We start from the raw sequence: 20481 nt of genomic DNA on the forward strand, positions 1-20481 counted from the left end.
TTGGACGATGACAACGACAATGACGGCGTTGCCAACGAGCAGGATGCCTTCCCGGTCAGTGCGGCCGCCGCGGTCGATGCCGACAACGACGGTCTGCCGGATGCCTGGCTCGCCAGCTGCGACAGCGCCTGTCAGTCCGCCTCCGGCCTGACACTGGACGCATCGCTGAACGATACCGACAACGACGGCGCAGTGAATGATGAAGACGCTTTTGTTTACAACAGAGCCGCTTCCGTCGACACCGATGGCGACGGCCAGCCCGATTCCTGGCTCGATAACTGCGACAGTGCCTGTCAAACCGCTTCGGGCCTGACTTTGGACGATGACAACGACAATGACGGCGTTGCCAACGAGCAGGATGCCTTCCCGGTAAGTGCGGCCGCTGCGGTCGATGCCGACAATGACGGCCTGCCGGACGCGTGGCTTGAGGCTTGTGACAGTGCCTGCCAGTCCGCCTCCGACCTGACTCTGGACACATCCCTGGACGACACCGACAACGACGGCGCAGTGAATGATGAAGACGCTTTTGTTTACAACAGAGCCGCTTCCGTCGACACCGATGGCGACGGCCAGCCTGATTCCTGGCTCGATAACTGCGACAGTGCCTGTCAAACCGCTTCGGGCCTGACGCTGGACGATGACAACGACAATGACGGCGTTGCCAACGAGCAGGATGCCTTCCCGGTCAGTGCGGCCGCCGCGGTCGATGCCGACAACGACGGTCTGCCGGATGCCTGGCTCGCCAGCTGCGACAGCGCCTGTCAGTCCGCCTCCGGCCTGACACTGGACGCATCGCTGAACGATACCGACAACGACGGCGCAGTGAATGATGAAGACGCTTTTGTTTACAACAGAGCCGCTTCCGTCGACACCGATGGCGACGGCCAGCCCGATTCCTGGCTCGATAACTGCGACAGTGCCTGTCAAACCGCTTCGGGCCTGACTTTGGACGATGACAACGACAATGACGGCGTTGCCAACGAGCAGGATGCCTTCCCGGTAAGTGCGGCCGCTGCGGTCGATGCCGACAATGACGGCCTGCCGGACGCGTGGCTTGAGGCTTGTGACAGTGCCTGCCAGTCCGCCTCCGACCTGACTCTGGACACATCCCTGGACGACACCGACAACGACGGCGCAGTGAATGATGAAGACGCTTTTGTTTACAACAGAGCCGCTTCCGTCGACACCGATGGCGACGGCCAGCCTGATTCCTGGCTCGATAACTGCGACAGTGCCTGTCAAACCGCTTCGGGCCTGACGCTGGACGATGACAACGACAATGACGGCGTCGCCAACGAACAGGATGCCTTCCCGGTCATTGCGGCCGCCGCGGTCGATGCCGACAACGATGGCCTGCCGGATGCCTGGCTCGCAAGCTGCGACAGCGCCTGCCAGTCCACCTCCGGCCTGACTCTGGACGCATCCCTGAACGACACCGACAACGATGGTGTGGTGAACGGTGAAGACGCATTTGTTGACAACGCTGCTGCCGGGGTCGATGCCGACAATGATGGCCTGCCGGATGCCTGGCTCGCCAGCTGCGACAGCGCCTGCCAGTCCTCGTCCGGCCTGACTCTGGACGCATCGCTGAACGACACCGACAACGATGCCGTGGTGAACGATGAAGACGCTTTTGTTAACAACGCCGCCGCCTCGGTTGATGCCGACAACGATGGCCTGCCGGATGCGTGGCTCGAAGCTTGCGACAGCACCTGCCAATCCGCCTCCGGCCTAAACTTGGACGCATCGTTGAACGACACCGACAACGACGGTGTAGTGAATGACGCAGACCCCTACCCGAATGATTCGGAGCGCTGGGTCGATGTCGATGCACCGGAAATGCAGCAGGTGCCGGAAGCCATCAGCGTGGCCGCCACTGGCGAAACCACTCTGGTCACCCTGAACGTGATGCAGGCTCAGGCGTACGACAACTTCGACAACGAGCTGGAATACCAAGTGGAGCTCGACGGCAAGGTGTTGGCGCGCAACGCCGAGCAGCAGGTATCGCTGCCCAGCGGCAATCTGGCGCTGCAATGGGTTGCCGTAGACGACGAGGGTAATCGGTCAGAGCCCATGGCACAGACCGTGAAGATTTACCCGATGGTGCGCTTCAGCCTGTCCGAATCCATCACCGGTGAGCAGAACCTGGCCCTGGTGGCGATAAGCCTGTCGGGCCCCTCCCCGGAGTACCCGGTCGCCGTACTGGTAAATTGGCTGGAGTCTGACAGTGATGTCACCGCGGCGGACCTGGTGACCGAGGGGGATGAAGGTGTAGATCTCGCCAATCTGGGTGTGATCATTGAGTCTGCCGAGTCGCTGGCGAATGCAGCGCTGCAGATTCCCGTCGCCGGAGACGACCTTGTCGAGCCGGATGAGCGTTTTACGCTTGAATTGGCATCGGCCTGGGCCGGCAGTGATGAACCTTTTGAGATGCCGATCGACAGCGAGCACCAGCAACACCGCATGACGTTCACCGACAGCAATATCGCACCAACGGCGAGCATCAGTGCCACGCAAAACGGTGAGTCGGGAACCGTGTTTACCACCGATGCCGGTGAAGTGACGCTGGCGGCTGAGGTGACCGACGTTAACGGCGGCGACAGCCACAGTTACCAGTGGTATACCGATGAGTTGCCAGTGACGCCGGGCGATCAGGCATCCTTCACGTTTGATCCGCAAGCCATGTCTCCGGGTAGCTACCGCGTCAGTATCGTGGTGACGGACGATGGCAACCCGATGCTGTCCTCCGATGAAGTCATCTTCGAATTCACCCTGGAGGCTCCGGATTTCCCGGATGAAGACGACGGGGATTCCGGTGATGGGGATTCCGGTGACGAGGATTCCGGCGGTGGGGATGACTCCAGTGGTGGTGAAAACCCGGTGAGCCCGGGGGGTGGCAACTCCGGCGGCTCCAGCGGCGGCAGTGTCGGCCTCTGGCTACTTTGCCTGCTGGCACTCGGCGCTATTTGGCGCAGGAGAATCGGGGGTTAAAAGCAATTCCTTTTGATGATCAAAACCGGTGGCAACCCCGCCGGTTTTATCGACTCTATCCAGTTCGAGTTCGCAGAGTGGAATTGGGTAATGGATTTTTTGGGTTGTACCGGAATTTCAGTGTTCCAGAGCAAAAACCCCGCGCTGATCGTCATTGATGTGCAACAGGCCATCGATCATTTCGACAATGAATATCGCAATAATCCCGATGCGGAAAAGGCGATAGCTTTGCTGCTGGAATATTGGCGAAAGACTGGATTGCCCATCGCGCATGTGCGCCACGCATCAAAATTTCCCGATTCCCCCTATCATCCGGAATCTCCGCACTTCAAATTCAAATCTGAAACCATGCCCGCGGATTCGGAAGAGGTATTTACCAAATCAGAAAACTGCGCGTTCATTGATACCGACCTGGAGCAGTGGCTTGTGTCACAGCGGGTTACCGAACTGGTGATCTGTGGTGTGCTGGTCAACCACTCGGTGGATGCCACGGTACGCGTGGCGGCGGGCAAGGGTTTTCGTGTATTGCTGCCCCGGGAAGCCACCGCGGCATTTCCACTGCGTCGGCTCGATGGTAAAGAAGCGTCTGCAGAGGATGTTTACTGGATTTTTCTGAGCAATCTCGCCGGTGAATATGCAGAGATTGTCAGCGTATCCGACTTCTGTGGTTGATACGAAGAGAAAGACCTTTACCACCGGGAACCGATCCCGTCAGGCAATTTTTACAGTTAAAAAAGGGGCATCATTTTGTGACGCCCCTTTTGTGTTGTTTTGGCGGGTTTAGCTGTTCGCCAGCGAAAACTCCGCGCCTTCTGCATCCGCTACAGGCCCTGCGGTTTTCCCCAGAAGTTTTGCTATCCACACACAGGCGGCCGCTCCCACCAGCAATCCGGTCTGTACACCGATCACCTGATGCACGCCGTCTTCCCACAACTCGCCCATACGCGCACCGAACAGAACCCAGTCCGCGATCACGGTAGTGGCGAACAGCGCGGCGGTCGCCCACAGGGTAATGCGCAGGAACTGACGCTTGTCGGAAACACCGAAGGCGCCTGCGGTGGTGGCTGCCAGCAAGGCGGCAAAAATATAGGCGAGCCAGTCGCCGCGGGCGGCGAGCGCCAGCGGCATCACGCGCTCGGCCAGGAAACCGCCGGCGGTGGCGAGTACCACACCGGCGCAACCGCCGAGGGTGAGGCTGGCGACGAAGCCAATGGTTCTCGGGCTGACGTTTCTTTGCAGTGCGCGCTTGTCCAGCCACATCAGGTTACCCACTACAATCATGCCGGCTACGGCGAGGCCGAGGAGCAGGTACAGGATGCGCAGATCGACGCCGGCGAAGCTGCCAAAGTGCAGGCTTGCCATGGCATTGAGACCGGTGCGCACCGCGTTGCGATGCTCCGCGTCTGCCTGGCCCACAAGGCTGCCATCGCGCACCTGATAGAAGTGTTCCACCGTCTGTGCAAAGCGCGAGTCGTCCACGGCATAGGTTTGCATCACTGCATTCTCATCGCCGTAATTGTAGAAGCGCAGCATCGCGATGGGTGCGCCGGTCTGCTGTTCGACACTGCGCGCGTAGTCAAATGCGGGCTGCATATCCAGCGGTTTGCCGCTGGGTTTTTCGGTGACGATGGTGTAACCGGCATCTTTCAGCATGGCGTTCTGGTCGCCCTGATACAGGAACAGCGCAAAAGCGATCTGGAATACGATGGAGATATTGAAGATGACACCGGTGAGCGCGTACATCAGCCCGAACGGCAGGCTCATTACGCCCACCACGTTGTGCATGTCGAGTAACTTGCTGCGCCTGCTTTCATTGCGGTAGAGGAAAAAGTTACCGATCAGTTTGCGGGCGTGGATATAGATACCGGTAAAAATCAGCACCAGAAATATCAGCGTGACCACTCCCACCAGATAGATGCCGCCCGGCAGGCGCAGGTCATAGTGCAGGTGCAGCAGGAAGTCCGCGAGATAGAAGTCGTCGAGTTCGGCAAGGGTTTCGCCGGTTTTCGGGTGTACCAACAGCTTCGCCACCTGCTCCGGCCCCTCGTAACCTTCCTCGGTTTTCAGGTCGATGTAAATCTGGTGGTAGGGATGGTGATCGTCGGCGAGCAGCACCGTGAGGTGCTCTTGGTTGTTGAGCTGGTGCTCCCGGAGCTTCCGCGCGACGATTTGTTCCACCGGCAGGTCCGGCGCTTCGCGGTCGATGGCAAAGTGCGGGGCCTGCGCCCAGGCCTGCAGCTCATGGTGAAACAGTACGATGGAGCCGGCCCAGAAGACGATAAACAGGGCCACGGAAATGATCACGCCCAGCCAGCTGTGGGCATCGATCAGGTTCTTGATACCGGCGTTCTTGTCACTCATTGGTTTGCAAATCCCGTATTTATTATCGCCACCGGCACATCAGAGTCCGGCGAACAGAACCACTGCATTCAGCGCCACCGATACCGCCAGCAGGCCCGCGCAGTGGAGGCTGGCGCGCTTGATCGAACTGGCGCGATAGCAGTAGGTCATTACCGCTGCCCAGAGCAGGAACGCCAGCAGCAGCCCGCTGAGCAGGCGGGTGTCGATGGCCAGGGGCAGCAGCTTCAGATTGAGTACCAGGCTGGTGGACACCAGCAGTCCGAGGAAGAACCCCGCAATGGATTTGGGCCACATTTATCCGGTCACCATGATCAGGGAGGAGAGAACCAGGCCCACAGAGCCCACCAGTACCGGCCGCCCGGCCAGATGTGAAGACGCCAGCACCAGGCCGATCCACGCGAACATCACCAGTGAGAGCACCACCAGCACCGCGGAGACTGCCGGGTACACATTGGCCAGCAACACACAGGCCAACAGCTGGAGGCCGGCAAACAGACCCCAGGCGGATTTGCGTTCCAGATGCCCGCGCAACAGGCGCTGACGCGGAGAGGCCAGATAAGCCAGCAGGCACCCGGTGAATGCCAGTGCCCCCGCACACAGTTTTATCAGCTGTATTTCCATAATCTACTGACTGTTATTAAGTTTGATAATAGTTCTCATTAAATTTCGCGAATGATACCATTGTGCCGGTTTCGTCCCAACAATCCGGCAGAAAAACTTCGAACATCCGGAAATGGCCAGACCGCGGGCGCTCAAATGCTCGCAGCGACCTGGGCCGTCGACTCATTAAAACGAACGCCGTGTTGTTACTTCTCTCTGGTTATCTGACATAAAAAATGGAGCAATCTATGTCTGCCATTCAGTTCCTGCGGCGCCCACTCTCTCGCGCCATCGCCCTGGGGTTATCGTCTGGTCTCGCCTTTTCCGTGTCCGCCCTCGCTCAGCAGACGGACGATGAAAAAAACACCGGTCTTGAGCAGGTAATGGTTGTTGGCCAGAAAACCGAGCGCTCACTGCAGGACACCGTCACCAGTGTGAAGGTGGTGACCGAGCGGGATATCCAGGAGCAGAACATCAATGGTTTCTACGATGTAATGGAGCGTACTCCCAACGTCACCGGCAACCCGGGCGTGGGCTTTACCATTCGCGGTATCGACGCGTTTAACGTGTCTGGCGGCGGCAACAGCTTTCTCACCAGTGTCTACTCCGACGGTGCGGTGTTGCCCTACCGCGCGATACAGGAAGGTGCCTTCTCCACATGGGATGTGCAGCAGGTAGAGGTGTTGCGCGGCCCGCAATCCACCCTGCAGGGGCGCAATGCACTGGCCGGTGCGATCGTGATGAACACCGTCGACCCGAGTTACGACTGGACTTTTAAGGGGCGCCTCGGCGCGGGCGAAGAAGGCCGCGAAGAAAAAGCGGTGGCCTTCGGTGGCGCGCTCATCGAAGATCAACTGGCCATCCGTATTGCCGCCGAGGACCGCGACTTCGACGGCTACATCCCCAACGTCACTCGCGGTGAAAACAGCAACTTTGAGCAGGATCAGACCCTGCGCATGAAGCTGCTATACGAGCCCAAGGCCCTGCCCGACTTCCGCGCGCTGCTGACGCTGACCAACAGCGAAACCGACATCGGGGTAAAGTGGATCGATCCCGTGGAAAACCCGTTCGAAAACCAGCGGACCACGTTTAATGATCCCACCCATGAGTTTTCCGAAACCGACATGGCGATCCTGAAGCTCAGCTACAAGCTGAACGACAGCTGGGATTTCACCTCTACCACCGCCTACAGCGACGTTACCTACGGCTATGAGTGGGACGGCGACGCCAGCGCCACACCCGGCCAGACCCAGGAAGATGAGCGCATCGACCAGACGCTGAGCCAGGAATTTTTGCTCAACTTTGCCTACGAGCGGGTAACCGGCGTACTTGGCGCATATTATTCCGACCTGGACGTAGAGGACGCCTACAGCGGACTGCGCAGCCTCAGCATGGCCGAGCTGGGCGTGCCGCAACTGCTGATGGCACCGCCGGAACTCGGAGGACTCGGCCTGTCTCCGGCGCTGGCCCAGGCGGTGCTCGGCCTCTATGCGGACTTTGACCCGGCCGCGCTGAACACCATCGGCTACAGTACCCAGGCGGTTGAATCCCGGGCGCTGTTTGCGGATGCGACCTTCTCCGTCAGCGACCGCCTGGACCTGTTCGCAGGCCTGCGCTATGACCGCGAGACCCAGGCCAATGCCGCCGACAACCAGTTTGTTATCGCCAACGCCGATCAGTTGCCGGACCCGGCCAATCCCTCGTTCGACCCGATGACGGCCGCACTGGTGGCCGGCCTCAACGCACAGATGCTGGCCATGGCGGACGCCGCCAGCGGCACCGAGCCGCAAAAGGAAGACGACTTCAGCGCGGTACTGCCAAAAGCCGGCGCCACCTGGCACTGGAGCGAGGACATGTCCACCAGCTTCACCGCGCAGAAGGGCTACCGCTCCGGTGGTGTGGCCAGCAATATTGGCCGCGCCACCACCTATTCCTACGATCCCGAGTACACCTGGAACTACGAACTGGCATTCCGCTCCCTGTGGCTCGACGGCCGCCTGTCCGCCAACGCCAACCTGTTCTATGTCGACTGGAAAGATCAGCAGATCACCGTGCAGCTGTCGGAAAACACCTACGACACCGAAACCCGCAATGTGGGCCGTTCCGTGGTTCGCGGCGCCGAACTCGAACTGGCCTACCAGCTCAACGCCAGCTGGAGCGGTTACGCAGGCATCGGCTATTCCGATACCGAGTTCAAGGAGTTTCCCATTAACGACCAGGAGTTGGATCTCTCCGGCCGCGCCTTCGCTGGCGCCCCGGGCGAAACCGCCAATCTGGGTGTAACCTACCGCGGCGATCAGGGCATCATCTTCAATGCCAACGCCAACTACCAGGGCGATGCGTTGGCCGTGGTAAACCCCCACGCCAACGGCCTGGATGAGAGCGATCCACGCTTCGATCCAAAAAGCGATGCCCGCTGGCTGGTCAACCTGCGCACCGGCTACGAGTGGGACAATCTCGGCGCCTATCTCACCGTCTCCAATCTGTTGGATGAGGAATACATCGTGCAGCCGGACGACGGCGGCTACTCCATCACGCTCGGCGCGCCGCGACTGGCGACCCTGAGACTGGAGGCGCGCTTCTAAATCCATGGCGGAAAAAAAGCCCGGGGGAGAAATCCCGCCGGGCTTTTTTGTATTCACCTAATCTGTTGTTTGAAGTGTGGCGTAACAAAGGATTTGGGGGATTTGGGGATTGTTATGAGAAATTTTGCCGCCGGCCTGGTCGTGCTGCTGAGCACTCTGGTTGCAAGCTGTACCGGCGTCCCGGAGGGGGTGGAACCCGTAGACGATTTCACCCTGGATCGCTATCTCGGCCGCTGGTATGAGATTGCGCGCCTGGACCACTCCTTCGAGCGCGGGCTCAGCCGGGTAACCGCGGAGTACAGCCTGCGGGACGGCGGTGGGGTGAAGGTGGTGAACCGGGGTTTTGATGCGGAGCACGCGCGCTGGAAAGAATCGGTCGGCAAGGCCTTTTTTGTCGGCGAGCCCAATGTCGGTCACCTAAAGGTATCCTTCTTTGGCCCCTTCTACGGCTCCTACGTCATTTTTGAACTGGATGACGACTATCGCCACGCGATGATCTCCGGACCGGACAGGTCCTACCTGTGGTTGTTGTCGCGTACGCCGACGGTGGATGACTCGGTAAAAAAACGCTTTATCCAGCGCGCAGGCGAACTCGGATTTGACACCGGTGCCCTGATATTTGTGGACCAGTCGCCGCTGTCCACCACTGACTGAAATCTGTGCGGTGGACGCAAGTATTTCAAACTATCCATCGCTGTTTTCCGCACATAGGGAAAAACCGGTTGTGGAAAAAGGTTGACCGTTAGATGCAGCGTCAAAACGCTGGTCCACCCCAACTTTTTTTGCCCCGACTTTTTTGTTTGCCAGACAAACCGCTCGACAGGCTCTTTGTGGCGACTACTGTTTACTAGGACAAACGAAAAGCCAGCCCTTGAGGTAAGGAAACCTTGTTAGAGCAATTAGACGCCGTGTTTTTGGCGCGGGTGCAGTTTGCATTCACCGTGTCGTTCCATTTTATATTTCCCGCCTTTTCCATCGGGCTTGCGAGCTATCTGATGGTGCTAGAGGGACTTTGGCTAAAAACCGGTCGTGGCGTTTACGCCAACCTTTACCGCTACTGGATGAAGATCTTTGCGGTCGGGTTCGGCATGGGGGTGGTGTCCGGGGTGGTATTGTCGTATCAGTTTGGTACCAACTGGTCGGTCTTTTCCACCAAGGCGGGGGCGATTGTCGGGCCATTAATGGGTTACGAGGTGATCACCGCGTTTTTTCTCGAGGCGGGTTTCCTCGGTGTCATGTTGTTCGGCATCAGCAAGGTGGGCAAGCGGTTGCACTTTTTTGCCACCTGTATGGTGGCGTTGGGCACCTTTATTTCTGCCTTCTGGATACTATCCGTCAATTCGTGGATGCAGACTCCGGCGGGGTTTGAAATCAATGAGCAGGGTCAGTTTGTTGTCGGCGGCTCCTGGTGGGATGTCATCTTCAACCCCAGTTTTCCCTACCGCCTGGCACACACGGTCATCGCCGCCTACCTCACCACCGCGTTTGCCGTTGGAGGCGTCGGCGCCTGGCATCTGTTGAAAGACCGCAGCAACCCCGGTGCGCGAAAAATGTTTTCCATGGCGATGTGGATGGCGGTGGTGGTGACACCGATCCAGATCGTCGCCGGCGATCTGCACGGATTGAATACCCTTGAACACCAGCCGGTAAAGGTACTGGCGATGGAGGGGGATTTTGATCCCAGCCCCGACGGTGCGCCGTTGATCCTGTTTGGACTGCCAGACCAAGAGACCGCTCAGGTCCACTACAAGGTGGCCATCCCCAAACTGGGGTCTCTGGTGCTGAAACACGATCCGAACGCGCCGCTGCCGGGCCTCACGGACTATCCGCGGGAGGATTGGCCGCCGGTGGCGGTGGTGTTCTGGTCCTTCCGTGTCATGGTGGCAATCGGCTTGGCGATGCTGGCACTGGGGCTGTGGAGCCTGATCGCGCGGCGGCGTAAACGGCTGTTCGAATCCCGGGCACTGCACCGCACAGCGGTGTTGATGGGGCCGGCGGGATTTGTCGCGGTGATTGCGGGCTGGATCACCACCGAGGTGGGGCGTCAGCCATTCACTGTGTACGGTTTGCTGAGAACTGCTGAATCGGCGTCACCGCTGGATGCACCTGCAGTGGCCACATCGTTGATCGCGTTCATTCTGGTCTACTCTGCGGTGTTTGGCGCGGGTATTTATTACCTGCTGCGCCTGATGGGCCAGCCACCCCATCGCGGCGAAACGGAGCCGTCCCACGTGCCGGTACGCGCGGCCGGCATCACACCGGCGGCGAGTATGGAGGCCGCCTGGGCCAAAGGGGGAGCCGCCGATGGGAAGCATTGATTTAGCGTTGGTCTGGGCGGCCATCATTTGCTTTGCGGTGTTTGCCTATGTGGTGCTGGACGGTTTTGATCTCGGCGTCGGTATTCTGTTTCCATACCTGAGCAAGGGCGAAGAGCGAGACCAGGCGATCAATTCCGTCGCCCCCGTGTGGGACGGCAACGAGACCTGGCTGGTGATGGGTGGTGGTGGACTTCTGGCCGTGTTCCCGCTGGCCTATGCGATCATCCTGCCGGCAACCTACCCGCTGATGATTGCGATGCTGCTGGGGCTGGTATTCCGCGGCGCCGCGTTCGAATTTCGCTGGCGCGACCCCGCTCACCAACCGCTGTGGGACATTACGATTACGGTGGGTTCGCTGGTGGCCGCCATCGCACAGGGGATGACAATCGGCGCGATACTGCAGGGGATCGATGTAGAGAACAATGCCTACGCCGGGGGATGGATCGACTGGTTGAGCCCCTTCAGTTGCCTCACCGGAATTGGTGTGGCGGTCGGCTATGCTCTGTTGGGAGCCACCTGGTTGATCATAAAAACGCAGGGCAGTTGCCAGGCGCACGCCCGCCGACTGGCATTCCGGCTCGGCATCGCCACCGTCGTCGTGTTGGCGGCGGTGAGTGCGGCGACGCCATTCCTGAGCTATGACTACTGGACGCGCTGGTTCACCATGCCGCAGGTATTGCTTACGGCGCAGGTACCGCTTCTTGTTGCAATTTGCACCGGCATTTTTTTCTGGAGCTTGAGAAAAGGTCGGGAAGTGCTGCCATTTTTGATGGCGCTGGCGATGTTTTTCCTCGGTTTTGTGGGGCTCTGCATCAGTATATTTCCGTACATGGTGCCGCGGTCGATCACGCTCTGGGAAGCCGCAGCACCGCACAACAGTCAGCTGTTTTTGCTCGTCGGCGCACTGTTTATTATTCCGCTGATTCTCGGTTATACCGCCTGGGCGTACTGGGTGTTTCGCGGCAAGGTGGGCACCGAGGGGTATCACTGATGCGGGCTGATAGCAGCGTATGGAAGCGCCTCGGCTGGATGGCGTTGATCTGGATGATGAGCGTTGCAACGCTTGGTCTGCTTTCACTTCTGTTGAGGTGGTGGCTGGCGGGAGGTTGAGAGAATTGCATTGCTGTCTTGGCCGGCGCCGTTTTGTGCGCAATCAAATTCTGCTCGGTGGTGGATTGGCGATGCTGCCCACCGCACTGTTGCAGGCAAAACCGCCTGAACTGCAGGACGCCGCAAGCCGGCTCAGCAAGTTTTACACCGTCTCTCAAGCCCTGTTGAGGCCGCTGCCGGTCAACACGCGCTTGGATCACCGTGTGGCGGCGCGACTGCTGGCCGCACTGAACAGCGAGTACCCGAGTTTTCCACAACAGCTGGACCTGCTGCCGGATGACCCCGGCGCGGACGACCGCCACTCACCGGTGGCGCAGCTGATTGTCGCCGCCTGGTTTCTCGGCACCGTGGGCAAAACCCTGGTGACGTTTGAGCGCGCGCTGATGTACCGGCTCACCGCGGACATCTTTCCCGTACCCTCCTACTGCACGGGTAAACCCGGCGATTGGGCGAGCGCGCCGGTTGCGTATTCCGGAGGGGTTTAGATTTGGCGGGCAGGGAAGCGGAGTATGTGGTGATCGGCTCCGGCGTTGCCGGGGCGCTGGTGGCCAATGAGCTGGCGAGGGCGGGCAAGTCCGTACTGATCGTGGAGGCCGGCCCGCGGGTGCCGCGCTGGCAGACGGTGGAGCGTTTCCGCAACCAGGTAGACAAGACCGACTTTATGGCGGCCTACCGCTCCGCGCCCTGGGCGCCGCACCCGGAGTACGGCGAGTTCGCCAACGATTACCTGATATCCAAGGGCAGCCATCCATTTAACTCCCAATACATTCGCGCCGTCGGTGGAACCACCTGGCACTGGGCCGCCTCCTGTTGGCGCTTCCTGCCCAGCGATTTCAGGCTGAAAACCCTCTATGGCGTGGGGCGCGACTGGCCCATCGAATACAGCGATCTGGAACCCTGGTATCTGCGTGCGGAACAGGAGTTGGGCGTATGGGGCCCACAGGATGAGGATCTGGGCTCACCCCGCAGCGGGCCCTATCCCATGGAGCCCCTGCCCCTCTCCTACAACGAGGCGCGCGTGAAGCTGCGCATGAACGAGCACAACCCGGCGTGGCGGGTGGTGACCGAGCCTGTGGCGCGCAACAGCCGGCCCTACGACGGCCGCCCCACCTGCTGCGGCAACAACAACTGCATGCCCATCTGTCCCATCGGTGCCATGTACAACGGCATAGTGCATGTGGAAAAGGCCGAGGCGAATGGTGCCGAGCTGATTCACAGCGCGGTGGTGAACCGTCTGGTGAGCGAGGGTGATCGGATCGTCGCCGCCGAGTACAAGGATCCGGCGGGAGATAATCACCGGGTGTCCGGCAAAAACTTCATCCTCGCCGCGAACGGCATCGAAACCCCGAAACTGATGCTGATGTCATTTGGCCGCCACAATCCCACCGGTGTTGGCAACAGTTCGGATATGGTGGGCCGCAACCTGATGGATCACCCCGGCACCGGTGTGCGCTTCTACGCCGACGAGCGCCTGTGGCCGGGGCGCGGTCCGCAGGAGATGACCTCGGTTACCGGCTTCCGCGATGGAGCCTTTCGCGCGCAGTACGCGGGCAAAAAACTGCAGCTGTCGAATATCTCCGCGGTGGAAAAAGCGGCGCGCGCCGTGCTTGGGCAGCGCCAACCCATCGACATTCCCGAGCTCACCGCGCGCATCCGCGACCGCGCCGCGCGCTATGTGGAGTTCAACAGCTTCCACGAGATTCTGCCGCGCCCGGAGAACCGCATCCGCCCGAGCACATCGGAAACCGATGCCAGCGGTATTCCGCGGCCGGAGATCACCTACAGCATCGATGACTACGTTGTGCAAAGTGCGGCGCACACCCGCGCCACCTATGCGGAGATCGCCAAACTGATGGGCGGCAGCGAGGTGACTTTTACCGACAGCTTCGCCCCCAACAACCACATCACCGGCACCACCATTATGGGCGCGAGCGCGGCGGACTCGGTGGTGGACAAAGACTGCCGCACCTTCGATCACCCCAACCTGTTTATTGCCGGCAGTTCGGTAATGCCCACCGTGGGCACCGTCAATGTCACCCTCACCATCGCCGCCCTTGCCCTGCGCCTGGCGGACTGCCTGCTCGGGGAGGGGTAAGGGTGAAATTCGCGATGGCCTGTATCAGCGCGGCTGTTCTTTCCGGTTTGCTGGCAGTGGATCGGGTGATGGCCCAGGAGGCCTGGGAACAGGCCGCGGAGGAGGTAAACCGGGAACTGGACCAGCCGGCGCTGATTGAAAAAGGCCGCTACCTCGCCATCGCCGGCGATTGCCAGGCCTGCCACACACGCGCAGGAGGGGCCCCTTTTGCCGGCGGCAGACCGATGAAAATCCCATTGCTTGGCACCTTGTACAGCAGCAATATCACGCCGGACATCCAACAGGGTATCGGTGGCTGGAGCCTGGAGGAGTTTGACGACGCGCTGCGTCGCGGCATCGGCCGCGATGGTCGCAACCTCTACCCCGCCATGCCCTACGACTCCTATTCCAGAATCAGCGACGATGACATCAAGGCACTTTACGCCTATTTCATGTTCGGGCTGGAGCCAGTGCACGACACTCCACCCGCCAACAAGATCCGCCGTGCGCTCAGCGCGCGTTGGCCACTGGCAATCTGGAATTTCCTGTTCGCACCGGGTGAGCCATTCACACCCGACCCGCAGCGAAGTGCCGAGTGGAACCGCGGCGCGTATCTGGTGCAGAGCCTCGCGCATTGCGGCGAGTGCCACACGCCACGCGGAATCGCCTTTCAGACAAAAGCGCACAACGAAACCGACAAAGGCTTCCTCGCGGGCGGTCCGGTACTGGACGGCTGGCAGGCCTACAACATTACTCCGCACCCGATCAGTGGCATCGGCCAGTGGAGCTCGGAGCAACTCACCCGGTACCTGAAAACCGGGCACGTAAACCGCCTTGCCCAGGCCGGCGGTCCCATGGCGGAAGCGATCGAAAACAGCTTTGCGAAAATGACCGACGGCGACATCGCCGCCATGGTCACCTACCTGCGCAGCATCCCCCCGATCGACAGCGGGGAGAAATATCCGCGCCAGAGCCTGGGCTCTCCCGCCACCCAGGTGATTATCAAACGCGGTAATACCCTCGCCATAGACCGCAGCCCCAACAGTCGCTCCGACGGCGCGCGCCTGTACCTCGGCCTCTGTGCCAGTTGTCACGGTGTGGACGGTACCGGCAGCCGGGACGGCTATTACCCCTCACTGGTTTACAACTCGACCGTTGGCGCCAAGAGCGATCACAACCTGCGCCAGGTAATTCTGCACGGAATAAGCCGCACCGTAGGCGGCGAAGAAATAATGATGCCGGGCTTTGCCAGCGAGCTGGATGAAGGGCAGAGGAAACGGCTGCTGGAATACCTGCGCCGTCAGTTCGCTACCCCATCCAAAGGCGACGCCGCCGCACAGAATTGACCGGTTAGACCGGCATTCATTCGCAGATACGAAAATAAACAGCGAAATTCGACTCTGGCACAATTTCTACAGCCCGCGGAATTACTTGTAAGTGATACTCTCGTACCAATACTCGTATAAATTAGCGGTTTTTAACCCCTTACAAGTCCGCTAAAGTTTCGCTATTGCTTATTCCATGGAGCGGAAACTTGCAGGAATTTGGACTACCAATCTGGGCAATCATTCTTATCGCCATTGCCTTACTCATGCTGCTTACCGATATTGGCAAGGCCTATACCTTTTCCGAAATGCGCCTGGAAATTACCTACCAGGGAAAGCCCGCGGCGGGCGCCGTTGTTAAAAGACGAATCAAATGGCAAAGGGAAAGACTGGATGAATTTTTTACAGACAGTAATGGGGTGGTAGTCCTACCACAGGTTCGTGAGCGTTCTGTTATGCAATTTTTTCCGTCAGAGTTCGTCGCATCTCAGGCGTTGGATGTGCATTTTCTCGATCAAGAATTCAATATCTGGATAAATTCCAAAAGGCGTCCACACAAGAACTCAGAACTTGATGGAAAGCCGATAAATCTGAAATGCGAACTTTTGAATGAGGGGCGGTTGGTTAGGGATTTCAGAGCAATGTTGCTTACCAATTGCACTTGGTGATAGAGGTAAAAATTGAATAGAAACTTTATAAAAATACTTTCTTTGTTTTTTTTGTTGCCAATGAGTGGATATTGTATGGCGGTACTTGATATTGGGAAGGCGTATACCTTTTCCGGAATGAACCTGAAGATTACACACGATGGAAACCCGGCGGCAAATGCCAAGGTGACGAGAATTGTCGAGTGGCAGAAAGAGCAGGTGGATGAGTTCACCGCAGACGAACATGGTTATGTTGCGCTACCGGAGGTCAAAGAGCGTTCACTCAGCCAGCTTCTGCCTGTGCAGTTTGTGGTCGCCCAGGTCGTCAATGTCGAATTCGAAGGTAAAGAGTATGAGATCTGGGTCAATAGCAAAATGAGCCCGGACAAGAACTCTGAATTGGGAGGTCATCCGCTCGACCTCAAGTGCGAACTTACCCGCGAGCCGGTAGCGATAGAAGATTTTGATACGATTCTTGTCACCAATTGTCAGTGGAATTGATGTTGAAAATTACATAGGGAAATCATGATGTCTGAACTGGATCCGAACTTCGCCGCGCGGCTGGCTTCCGGTGTTTACGCGGTAAAAAACGAAAAAACCAGAGGCGCGTTTCATACGGCATTCAAAAACTACCTTGAGCTTGGAGAAGACAAGAAGCTACAGAACACCGGGCTTACAGGAAAAACCGGGGGTATTCTCCTGCAGACGTCCCATATGATGGCGGTAGCGGCGGAAGGAAAATCCGGTAGCAGCTATCAGGATCAGGCAATCATTGCGATCAAAGGTACCGCGAGCCTGATGGATGGACTGACAGACTTGAATGCCGGACTAAAGAGTGCGAAAACCGGTGGTATGGTTCACCAGGGATTTCTGTCGGCCTTCAATTCCTTTGTAGATCAGCTGCCCCAATTTTCTACCAATATTCACACTATTCACTGTGTCGGCCACAGTCTCGGTGGTGCATTGGCAACGCTTACGGCGGACTGGTTGAAATCCCACTCGGGGCGTCAGGTAAAACTCTATACCTTTGGTTCGCCCCGGGTAGGCCTTGAATACTACGCCTCCAAAACCGGGCGCCGTATTGGCGCGAGCAATATTTATCGGGTATACCACCAGACAGATCCGGTACCGATGGTTCCGACCTGGCCATTTTTCCATGTTCCCGATGGAGGAGAAGGCGATTTTCTATTGCCTTCCGGGCTGCATCTGAAGCCGTGGGAATTTCATAGTATGGACCGATACGCAAAGTCCACCCGAGGTGAAGATAACCAGCCGCTGGATTGGCCCAAACTTAAATCCCGACGCCCCCAGGACTTTCTTGACTCCAGCATCGAAGCCTGGCTGAAGGCCGAGGGTGTGATTTCCTTCTCATTGAATACCGCGCGACTGCTGAGTGCCGCGATCCTGTGGGTTGTGAAAAAGCTGGTCAATCTCACCGGTATTGCGGTGGTGATGGCCGGCAGTACCACCTTCACCCTGTTGGACCGTCTCGCTATGTTGATGAATAAAGGCCTGCAACTCGCCGAGGATATTTCCATCTGGGTGCTCAGGTTGATCCGGCGTATGGCACAGATGCTGGGCATCGCGTTGCGCGACGGGGCGGAAATGACCCTGCACTTCATCCGCCAGGTATTTATCCAGGCTCATCACGCTGTGTCAGAACTGGTACGCCAGGCCGGGCGCACCCTGCACTGAAGTCCGCTGATCTATCAGGCCGGCATCGTCGTCAACGCCGGCCTGATAGATTGGACAAGCAGCCTGTCAGCAAGCTGACATTCCGCAACTTGCTGACAAAAACTTTACCAAAATATCCCGCCGTTACTTTTTACCTTGTGTTGCCTCGGTCTATTCGGTAGAACCGGAACATAAATCCGAGAACAATGGTTTTATGTTGCATACCAAAAGCGCAGCCGGCGATCCGCTGTGCAAGCGCTCCTGCGATTTCCACCTCAGTGAGTGGTTCGATAATTAGTTGACCGCTGCCAGATCTGGTAGCGGGCAGCGCATTCCTGCCTGAATTTTTCTCCAGAATCCTCTCCCGGCACCGCGACTGGTTGCGCGCCCGTGCGCCGTTGCTTTGCCGTGGCGAAATCACAGACCTACAAAAACAACGACACCCGAGGGTAAAGAGATGAAGCCATCCAACAAGCAACTGCTCGCACTGGCCATAGCCCTGGTCAACGGCGCACCGGCCGCGGTGCTGGCCCAGAGCCAACCGGAAAAAGACGCAATGATCGAAGAGGTGGTGGTGACCGCCAGCCGCCGCGCCGAAAGCATCCAGGAAATTCCCTACAACATCACCGCGATTACCGGTGAATCCCTGAAAAATGCCGGCGTGGATGACCTGACCAAGATGTCGCAGTTTATTCCCGGCATGCAGATGATCGACGCCGGCGCCCGCAGTACTGGTCTTGTGACCTTGCGCGGTATGAACGTGGGCGGTCTGCAGGCGTCGGAAAACCAGGGCGGCAAGGACATCATTTCCCGCTACGTCAACGACACCCCGCTGCTGATCGATTTTAAGCTGGTGGATGTCGAGCGCGTGGAAGTACTGCGCGGGCCCCAGGGTACTCTGTACGGCCGCGGCGCCATGGGCGGCACCCTGCGCTATATCCTTAACAAGCCCAGTACCGAAGCCACCGGGGGCTCCGTCAGCACTGAGCTGTACCAGAACAGCGAGAGCGAGGGCCTCTCCAGCGAGGTGAGCGGTGTGCTGAACCTGCCGTTTTCCGACACTCTGGCGCTGCGCGTATCCGGCACCCGTGTGGACGACGCCGGCTTTGTCGACTACGAAAATGTGCTGGTGGAGCCGGGTGTGTCCAACGATACCCGCTACGTCAAAGATGTGAACAGCGAGGAAACCACCGCGATCCGCACCGCCCTGCGCTGGGAACCGAGCGACGAGTTCTTCGCCCAGGCAACCTACTACCTGCAGGACCAGAAGGCCGGTGGCCGCCAGGCGGTCAACCCGGAGTACACCGGTGGCGATTTCACTTCGGCGCTGTTGTATGTGGAACCGCGGGATAACAAGGACGACCTGTTCAATATCGAATTCGGCTGGAACAGCGACCTGATCGAAATCTTCTCCACCACCTCCCGGGCCAGCTACGAGGGGTACGGTCGCCGCGATCAAAGCGATTTCCTGGCGATCCTCTACGCGCACTACACCGACTTCCCGCAGTACTCCACCTACGCCGTGGACGACAACCAGACCGACTCCCTGGTGCACGAAACCCGCTTCCTGTCCACCGACGGCAACTCCCCGGAGTGGCTCGACTGGATTGCCGGTTTCTATTACGAGGAGACCAACACCCTGCTGGATGCGCGCGAATACATCCCGGGCTGGGACGCCTATTACGACTACGACAACGGCCTGGCGGAAGCGGGCTCCACAGATCTGGAATACTGGCACTACAGTGACGACGATTTCGAAGAGCGCGCGGTATTCGGTGAGGCCACCTTCCATGCCTCCGACGCGCTGCAGCTGACTTTTGGGGCGCGCTATTTCCAGCAGGAAGAGAGTGTTGCCTACGACTGCTACGTGTACCCCATGTACACCGGCCCCGAGCGCGATTGTCGGGAAGGCAGCGGTGACATCGACGACACCGTATTCAAACTCAACGGCAGCTACAACTTCTCCGACGATGTGATGCTGTACGCAACGGTGGCAGAAGGCTTCCGCCGCGGCGGCCTGAATTTCGGTCCCAATCTGCTGGAAAGCGAAAGAACTTATGCATCCGACAAGGCCGTGAACTACGAGCTGGGTTGGCACACCACGTTGGCGGATGGGCGCGCGATCTTCAACGGCGCCCTCTTCCGGGTTGACTGGAAAGACCTGCAGGTGGGCACCAAATCCGAAGTCGCCGGCATCAACATCACCGGCAATGGCAGCCAGGGTGTGATCGATGGCATCGAGCTGTCCACTCAGTTCTCCGCCACCGACAGGCTGAGCCTGAACGGCTGGGTGACCTACTACGACCACCGCCTCGACGGCGACGCCCCGGGGATCGACGGCTTCGACGGCGATGCCTTCCCCGGCGTACCCAACCTCCAGGCCAACCTCGGTTTTGACTACTTCATTCCGGTATCCCAGGGGGAGCTGACTCTGCGCGGCAACGCCTACTACAAGGATGAGATCCAGACCCTGCTGAACAGCGTCGGCGACAATTACGACAACGAAACCCTGGATGCCTACACTGTGGCCAACCTGTCCCTGGATTACCGTGTGGAACAGTGGCGCGCATCGCTGTTCGCGGACAATGTCACCAACGAGTACTACTTCAATGGCGGTCGCAGTGAGAAGAAATACGGCGAGCGCGGACAGTTCTACTACGTGGGCCAGCCGCGCACACTCGGGGTGAACCTCTCTTACGAATTCTGATCGCCAGTCTCACAGGGCTATCATTTGGCGGGGCTTGCCCCGCCCTTTTTTTCTCTGGACCGGCCGCCGTATGCCAGCTACAAACATCG

Annotated in this window: 16 protein-coding genes and 1 pseudogene; 14 read left to right on the forward strand and 3 right to left on the reverse strand. The window is 58.8% G+C overall.

Annotation, left to right across the window (positions count from 1 at the left end; all coding sequences use genetic code 11):
- Together FDY93_RS19385 and FDY93_RS02275 are read left to right on the forward strand one after the other, a co-directional pair.
- Positions 1-2991, forward strand: a pseudogene (locus FDY93_RS19385) (hypothetical protein); the annotation flags it as partial.
- Positions 2992-3006: 15 nt separating this feature from the next.
- Positions 3007-3663 carry a cysteine hydrolase family protein gene (locus FDY93_RS02275; RefSeq protein ID WP_246068456.1) on the forward strand — a complete coding sequence of 219 codons (657 nt, stop codon included), beginning with the start codon at positions 3007-3009 and terminating at the stop codon, positions 3661-3663.
- 108 nt (positions 3664-3771) lie between these two features.
- On the opposite strand, the gene FDY93_RS02280 is transcribed toward FDY93_RS02275, so the two are convergent.
- The 3 genes from FDY93_RS02280 to FDY93_RS02290 are packed head-to-tail and all read right to left on the reverse strand — an operon-like array spanning position 3772 to position 5973.
- Entirely contained in the window at positions 3772-5352 is a 1581-nt protein-coding gene (locus FDY93_RS02280) for a PepSY-associated TM helix domain-containing protein (RefSeq protein ID WP_138234136.1), read from the reverse strand.
- A 39-nt stretch (positions 5353-5391) separates the two neighbouring features.
- A complete protein-coding gene (locus FDY93_RS02285; protein WP_138234137.1) occupies positions 5392-5646 on the reverse strand; it encodes a hypothetical protein in 255 nt (84 codons plus the stop codon).
- Positions 5647-5973, reverse strand: coding sequence for a hypothetical protein (locus FDY93_RS02290; RefSeq protein WP_138234138.1), 327 nt, complete (start codon positions 5971-5973; stop codon positions 5647-5649).
- Positions 5974-6200: 227 nt separating this feature from the next.
- On the opposite strand from FDY93_RS02290, the gene FDY93_RS02295 reads away from it, so the two are divergent.
- The 12 genes from FDY93_RS02295 (at position 6201) to FDY93_RS02345 (ending at position 20392) form a co-directional block, all read left to right on the forward strand.
- Positions 6201-8537, forward strand: coding sequence for a TonB-dependent receptor (locus tag FDY93_RS02295; RefSeq protein WP_138234139.1), 2337 nt, complete (start codon positions 6201-6203; stop codon positions 8535-8537).
- A 114-nt stretch (positions 8538-8651) separates the two neighbouring features.
- A complete protein-coding gene (locus tag FDY93_RS02300) occupies positions 8652-9191 on the forward strand; it encodes a lipocalin family protein (protein WP_138234140.1) in 540 nt (179 codons plus the stop codon).
- A 233-nt stretch (positions 9192-9424) separates the two neighbouring features.
- Positions 9425-10855, forward strand: a complete 1431-nt coding sequence (locus FDY93_RS02305) for a cytochrome ubiquinol oxidase subunit I (protein ID WP_138234141.1) — start codon at positions 9425-9427, stop codon at positions 10853-10855.
- Positions 10842-11846, forward strand: a complete 1005-nt coding sequence (cydB, locus tag FDY93_RS02310) for a cytochrome d ubiquinol oxidase subunit II (protein ID WP_138234142.1) — start codon at positions 10842-10844, stop codon at positions 11844-11846. The genes FDY93_RS02305 and cydB overlap by 14 nt, the downstream gene beginning before the upstream one ends.
- On the forward strand, positions 11846-11965 hold the full coding sequence (locus FDY93_RS19925) for a DUF2474 family protein (RefSeq protein ID WP_171018868.1): 120 nt from the start codon (positions 11846-11848) through the stop codon (positions 11963-11965). Before cydB ends, FDY93_RS19925 begins: the two co-directional genes overlap by 1 nt.
- A gap of 35 nt (positions 11966-12000) precedes the next feature.
- Positions 12001-12450, forward strand: a complete 450-nt coding sequence (locus tag FDY93_RS02315; RefSeq protein ID WP_171018869.1) for a sugar dehydrogenase complex small subunit — start codon at positions 12001-12003, stop codon at positions 12448-12450.
- A gap of 2 nt (positions 12451-12452) precedes the next feature.
- Positions 12453-14060 carry a GMC family oxidoreductase gene (locus tag FDY93_RS02320; RefSeq protein WP_138234144.1) on the forward strand — a complete coding sequence of 536 codons (1608 nt, stop codon included), beginning with the start codon at positions 12453-12455 and terminating at the stop codon, positions 14058-14060.
- Positions 14061-14062: 2 nt separating this feature from the next.
- Positions 14063-15385 (forward strand): c-type cytochrome, encoded by a 1323-nt coding sequence (locus FDY93_RS02325; RefSeq protein WP_246068430.1) that lies wholly within the window; start codon positions 14063-14065, stop codon positions 15383-15385.
- A 188-nt stretch (positions 15386-15573) separates the two neighbouring features.
- The gene (locus FDY93_RS02330; RefSeq protein WP_138234145.1) at positions 15574-16032 is read left to right on the forward strand and encodes a DUF4198 domain-containing protein; all 459 of its coding nucleotides are present in this window, start codon (positions 15574-15576) and stop codon (positions 16030-16032) included.
- A 75-nt stretch (positions 16033-16107) separates the two neighbouring features.
- Positions 16108-16512: a DUF6795 domain-containing protein gene (locus tag FDY93_RS02335; protein ID WP_138234146.1), complete on the forward strand. Its 405-nt coding sequence runs from the start codon at positions 16108-16110 to the stop codon at positions 16510-16512.
- 27 nt (positions 16513-16539) lie between these two features.
- Positions 16540-17706: a lipase family protein gene (locus tag FDY93_RS02340; RefSeq protein WP_171018870.1), complete on the forward strand. Its 1167-nt coding sequence runs from the start codon at positions 16540-16542 to the stop codon at positions 17704-17706.
- A 436-nt stretch (positions 17707-18142) separates the two neighbouring features.
- The gene (locus tag FDY93_RS02345; protein ID WP_138234148.1) at positions 18143-20392 is read left to right on the forward strand and encodes a TonB-dependent receptor; all 2250 of its coding nucleotides are present in this window, start codon (positions 18143-18145) and stop codon (positions 20390-20392) included.
- Positions 20393-20481: the final 89 nt, after the last annotated feature.

The organism is Microbulbifer harenosus (genome assembly GCF_005771435.1).
In the GTDB taxonomy this organism is placed as follows: domain Bacteria; phylum Pseudomonadota; class Gammaproteobacteria; order Pseudomonadales; family Cellvibrionaceae; genus Microbulbifer; species Microbulbifer harenosus.

What these genes read in the sequence shown, in the direction of transcription:
- FDY93_RS02275 (WP_246068456.1), top strand. Translation starts at nt 3,007, where the DNA reads ATGATCAAAACCGGTGGCAACCCCGCCGGTTTTATCGACTCTATCCAG.
- FDY93_RS02280 (WP_138234136.1), bottom strand. Translation starts at nt 5,352, where the DNA reads ATGAGTGACAAGAACGCCGGTATCAAGAACCTGATCGATGCCCACAGC.
- FDY93_RS02285 (WP_138234137.1), bottom strand. Translation starts at nt 5,646, where the DNA reads ATGTGGCCCAAATCCATTGCGGGGTTCTTCCTCGGACTGCTGGTGTCC.
- FDY93_RS02290 (WP_138234138.1), bottom strand. Translation starts at nt 5,973, where the DNA reads ATGGAAATACAGCTGATAAAACTGTGTGCGGGGGCACTGGCATTCACC.
- FDY93_RS02295 (WP_138234139.1), top strand. Translation starts at nt 6,201, where the DNA reads ATGTCTGCCATTCAGTTCCTGCGGCGCCCACTCTCTCGCGCCATCGCC.
- FDY93_RS02300 (WP_138234140.1), top strand. Translation starts at nt 8,652, where the DNA reads ATGAGAAATTTTGCCGCCGGCCTGGTCGTGCTGCTGAGCACTCTGGTT.
- cydB (WP_138234142.1), top strand. Translation starts at nt 10,842, where the DNA reads ATGGGAAGCATTGATTTAGCGTTGGTCTGGGCGGCCATCATTTGCTTT.
- FDY93_RS19925 (WP_171018868.1), top strand. Translation starts at nt 11,846, where the DNA reads ATGCGGGCTGATAGCAGCGTATGGAAGCGCCTCGGCTGGATGGCGTTG.
- FDY93_RS02335 (WP_138234146.1), top strand. Translation starts at nt 16,108, where the DNA reads ATGGCGGTACTTGATATTGGGAAGGCGTATACCTTTTCCGGAATGAAC.
- FDY93_RS02340 (WP_171018870.1), top strand. Translation starts at nt 16,540, where the DNA reads ATGTCTGAACTGGATCCGAACTTCGCCGCGCGGCTGGCTTCCGGTGTT.
- FDY93_RS02345 (WP_138234148.1), top strand. Translation starts at nt 18,143, where the DNA reads ATGAAGCCATCCAACAAGCAACTGCTCGCACTGGCCATAGCCCTGGTC.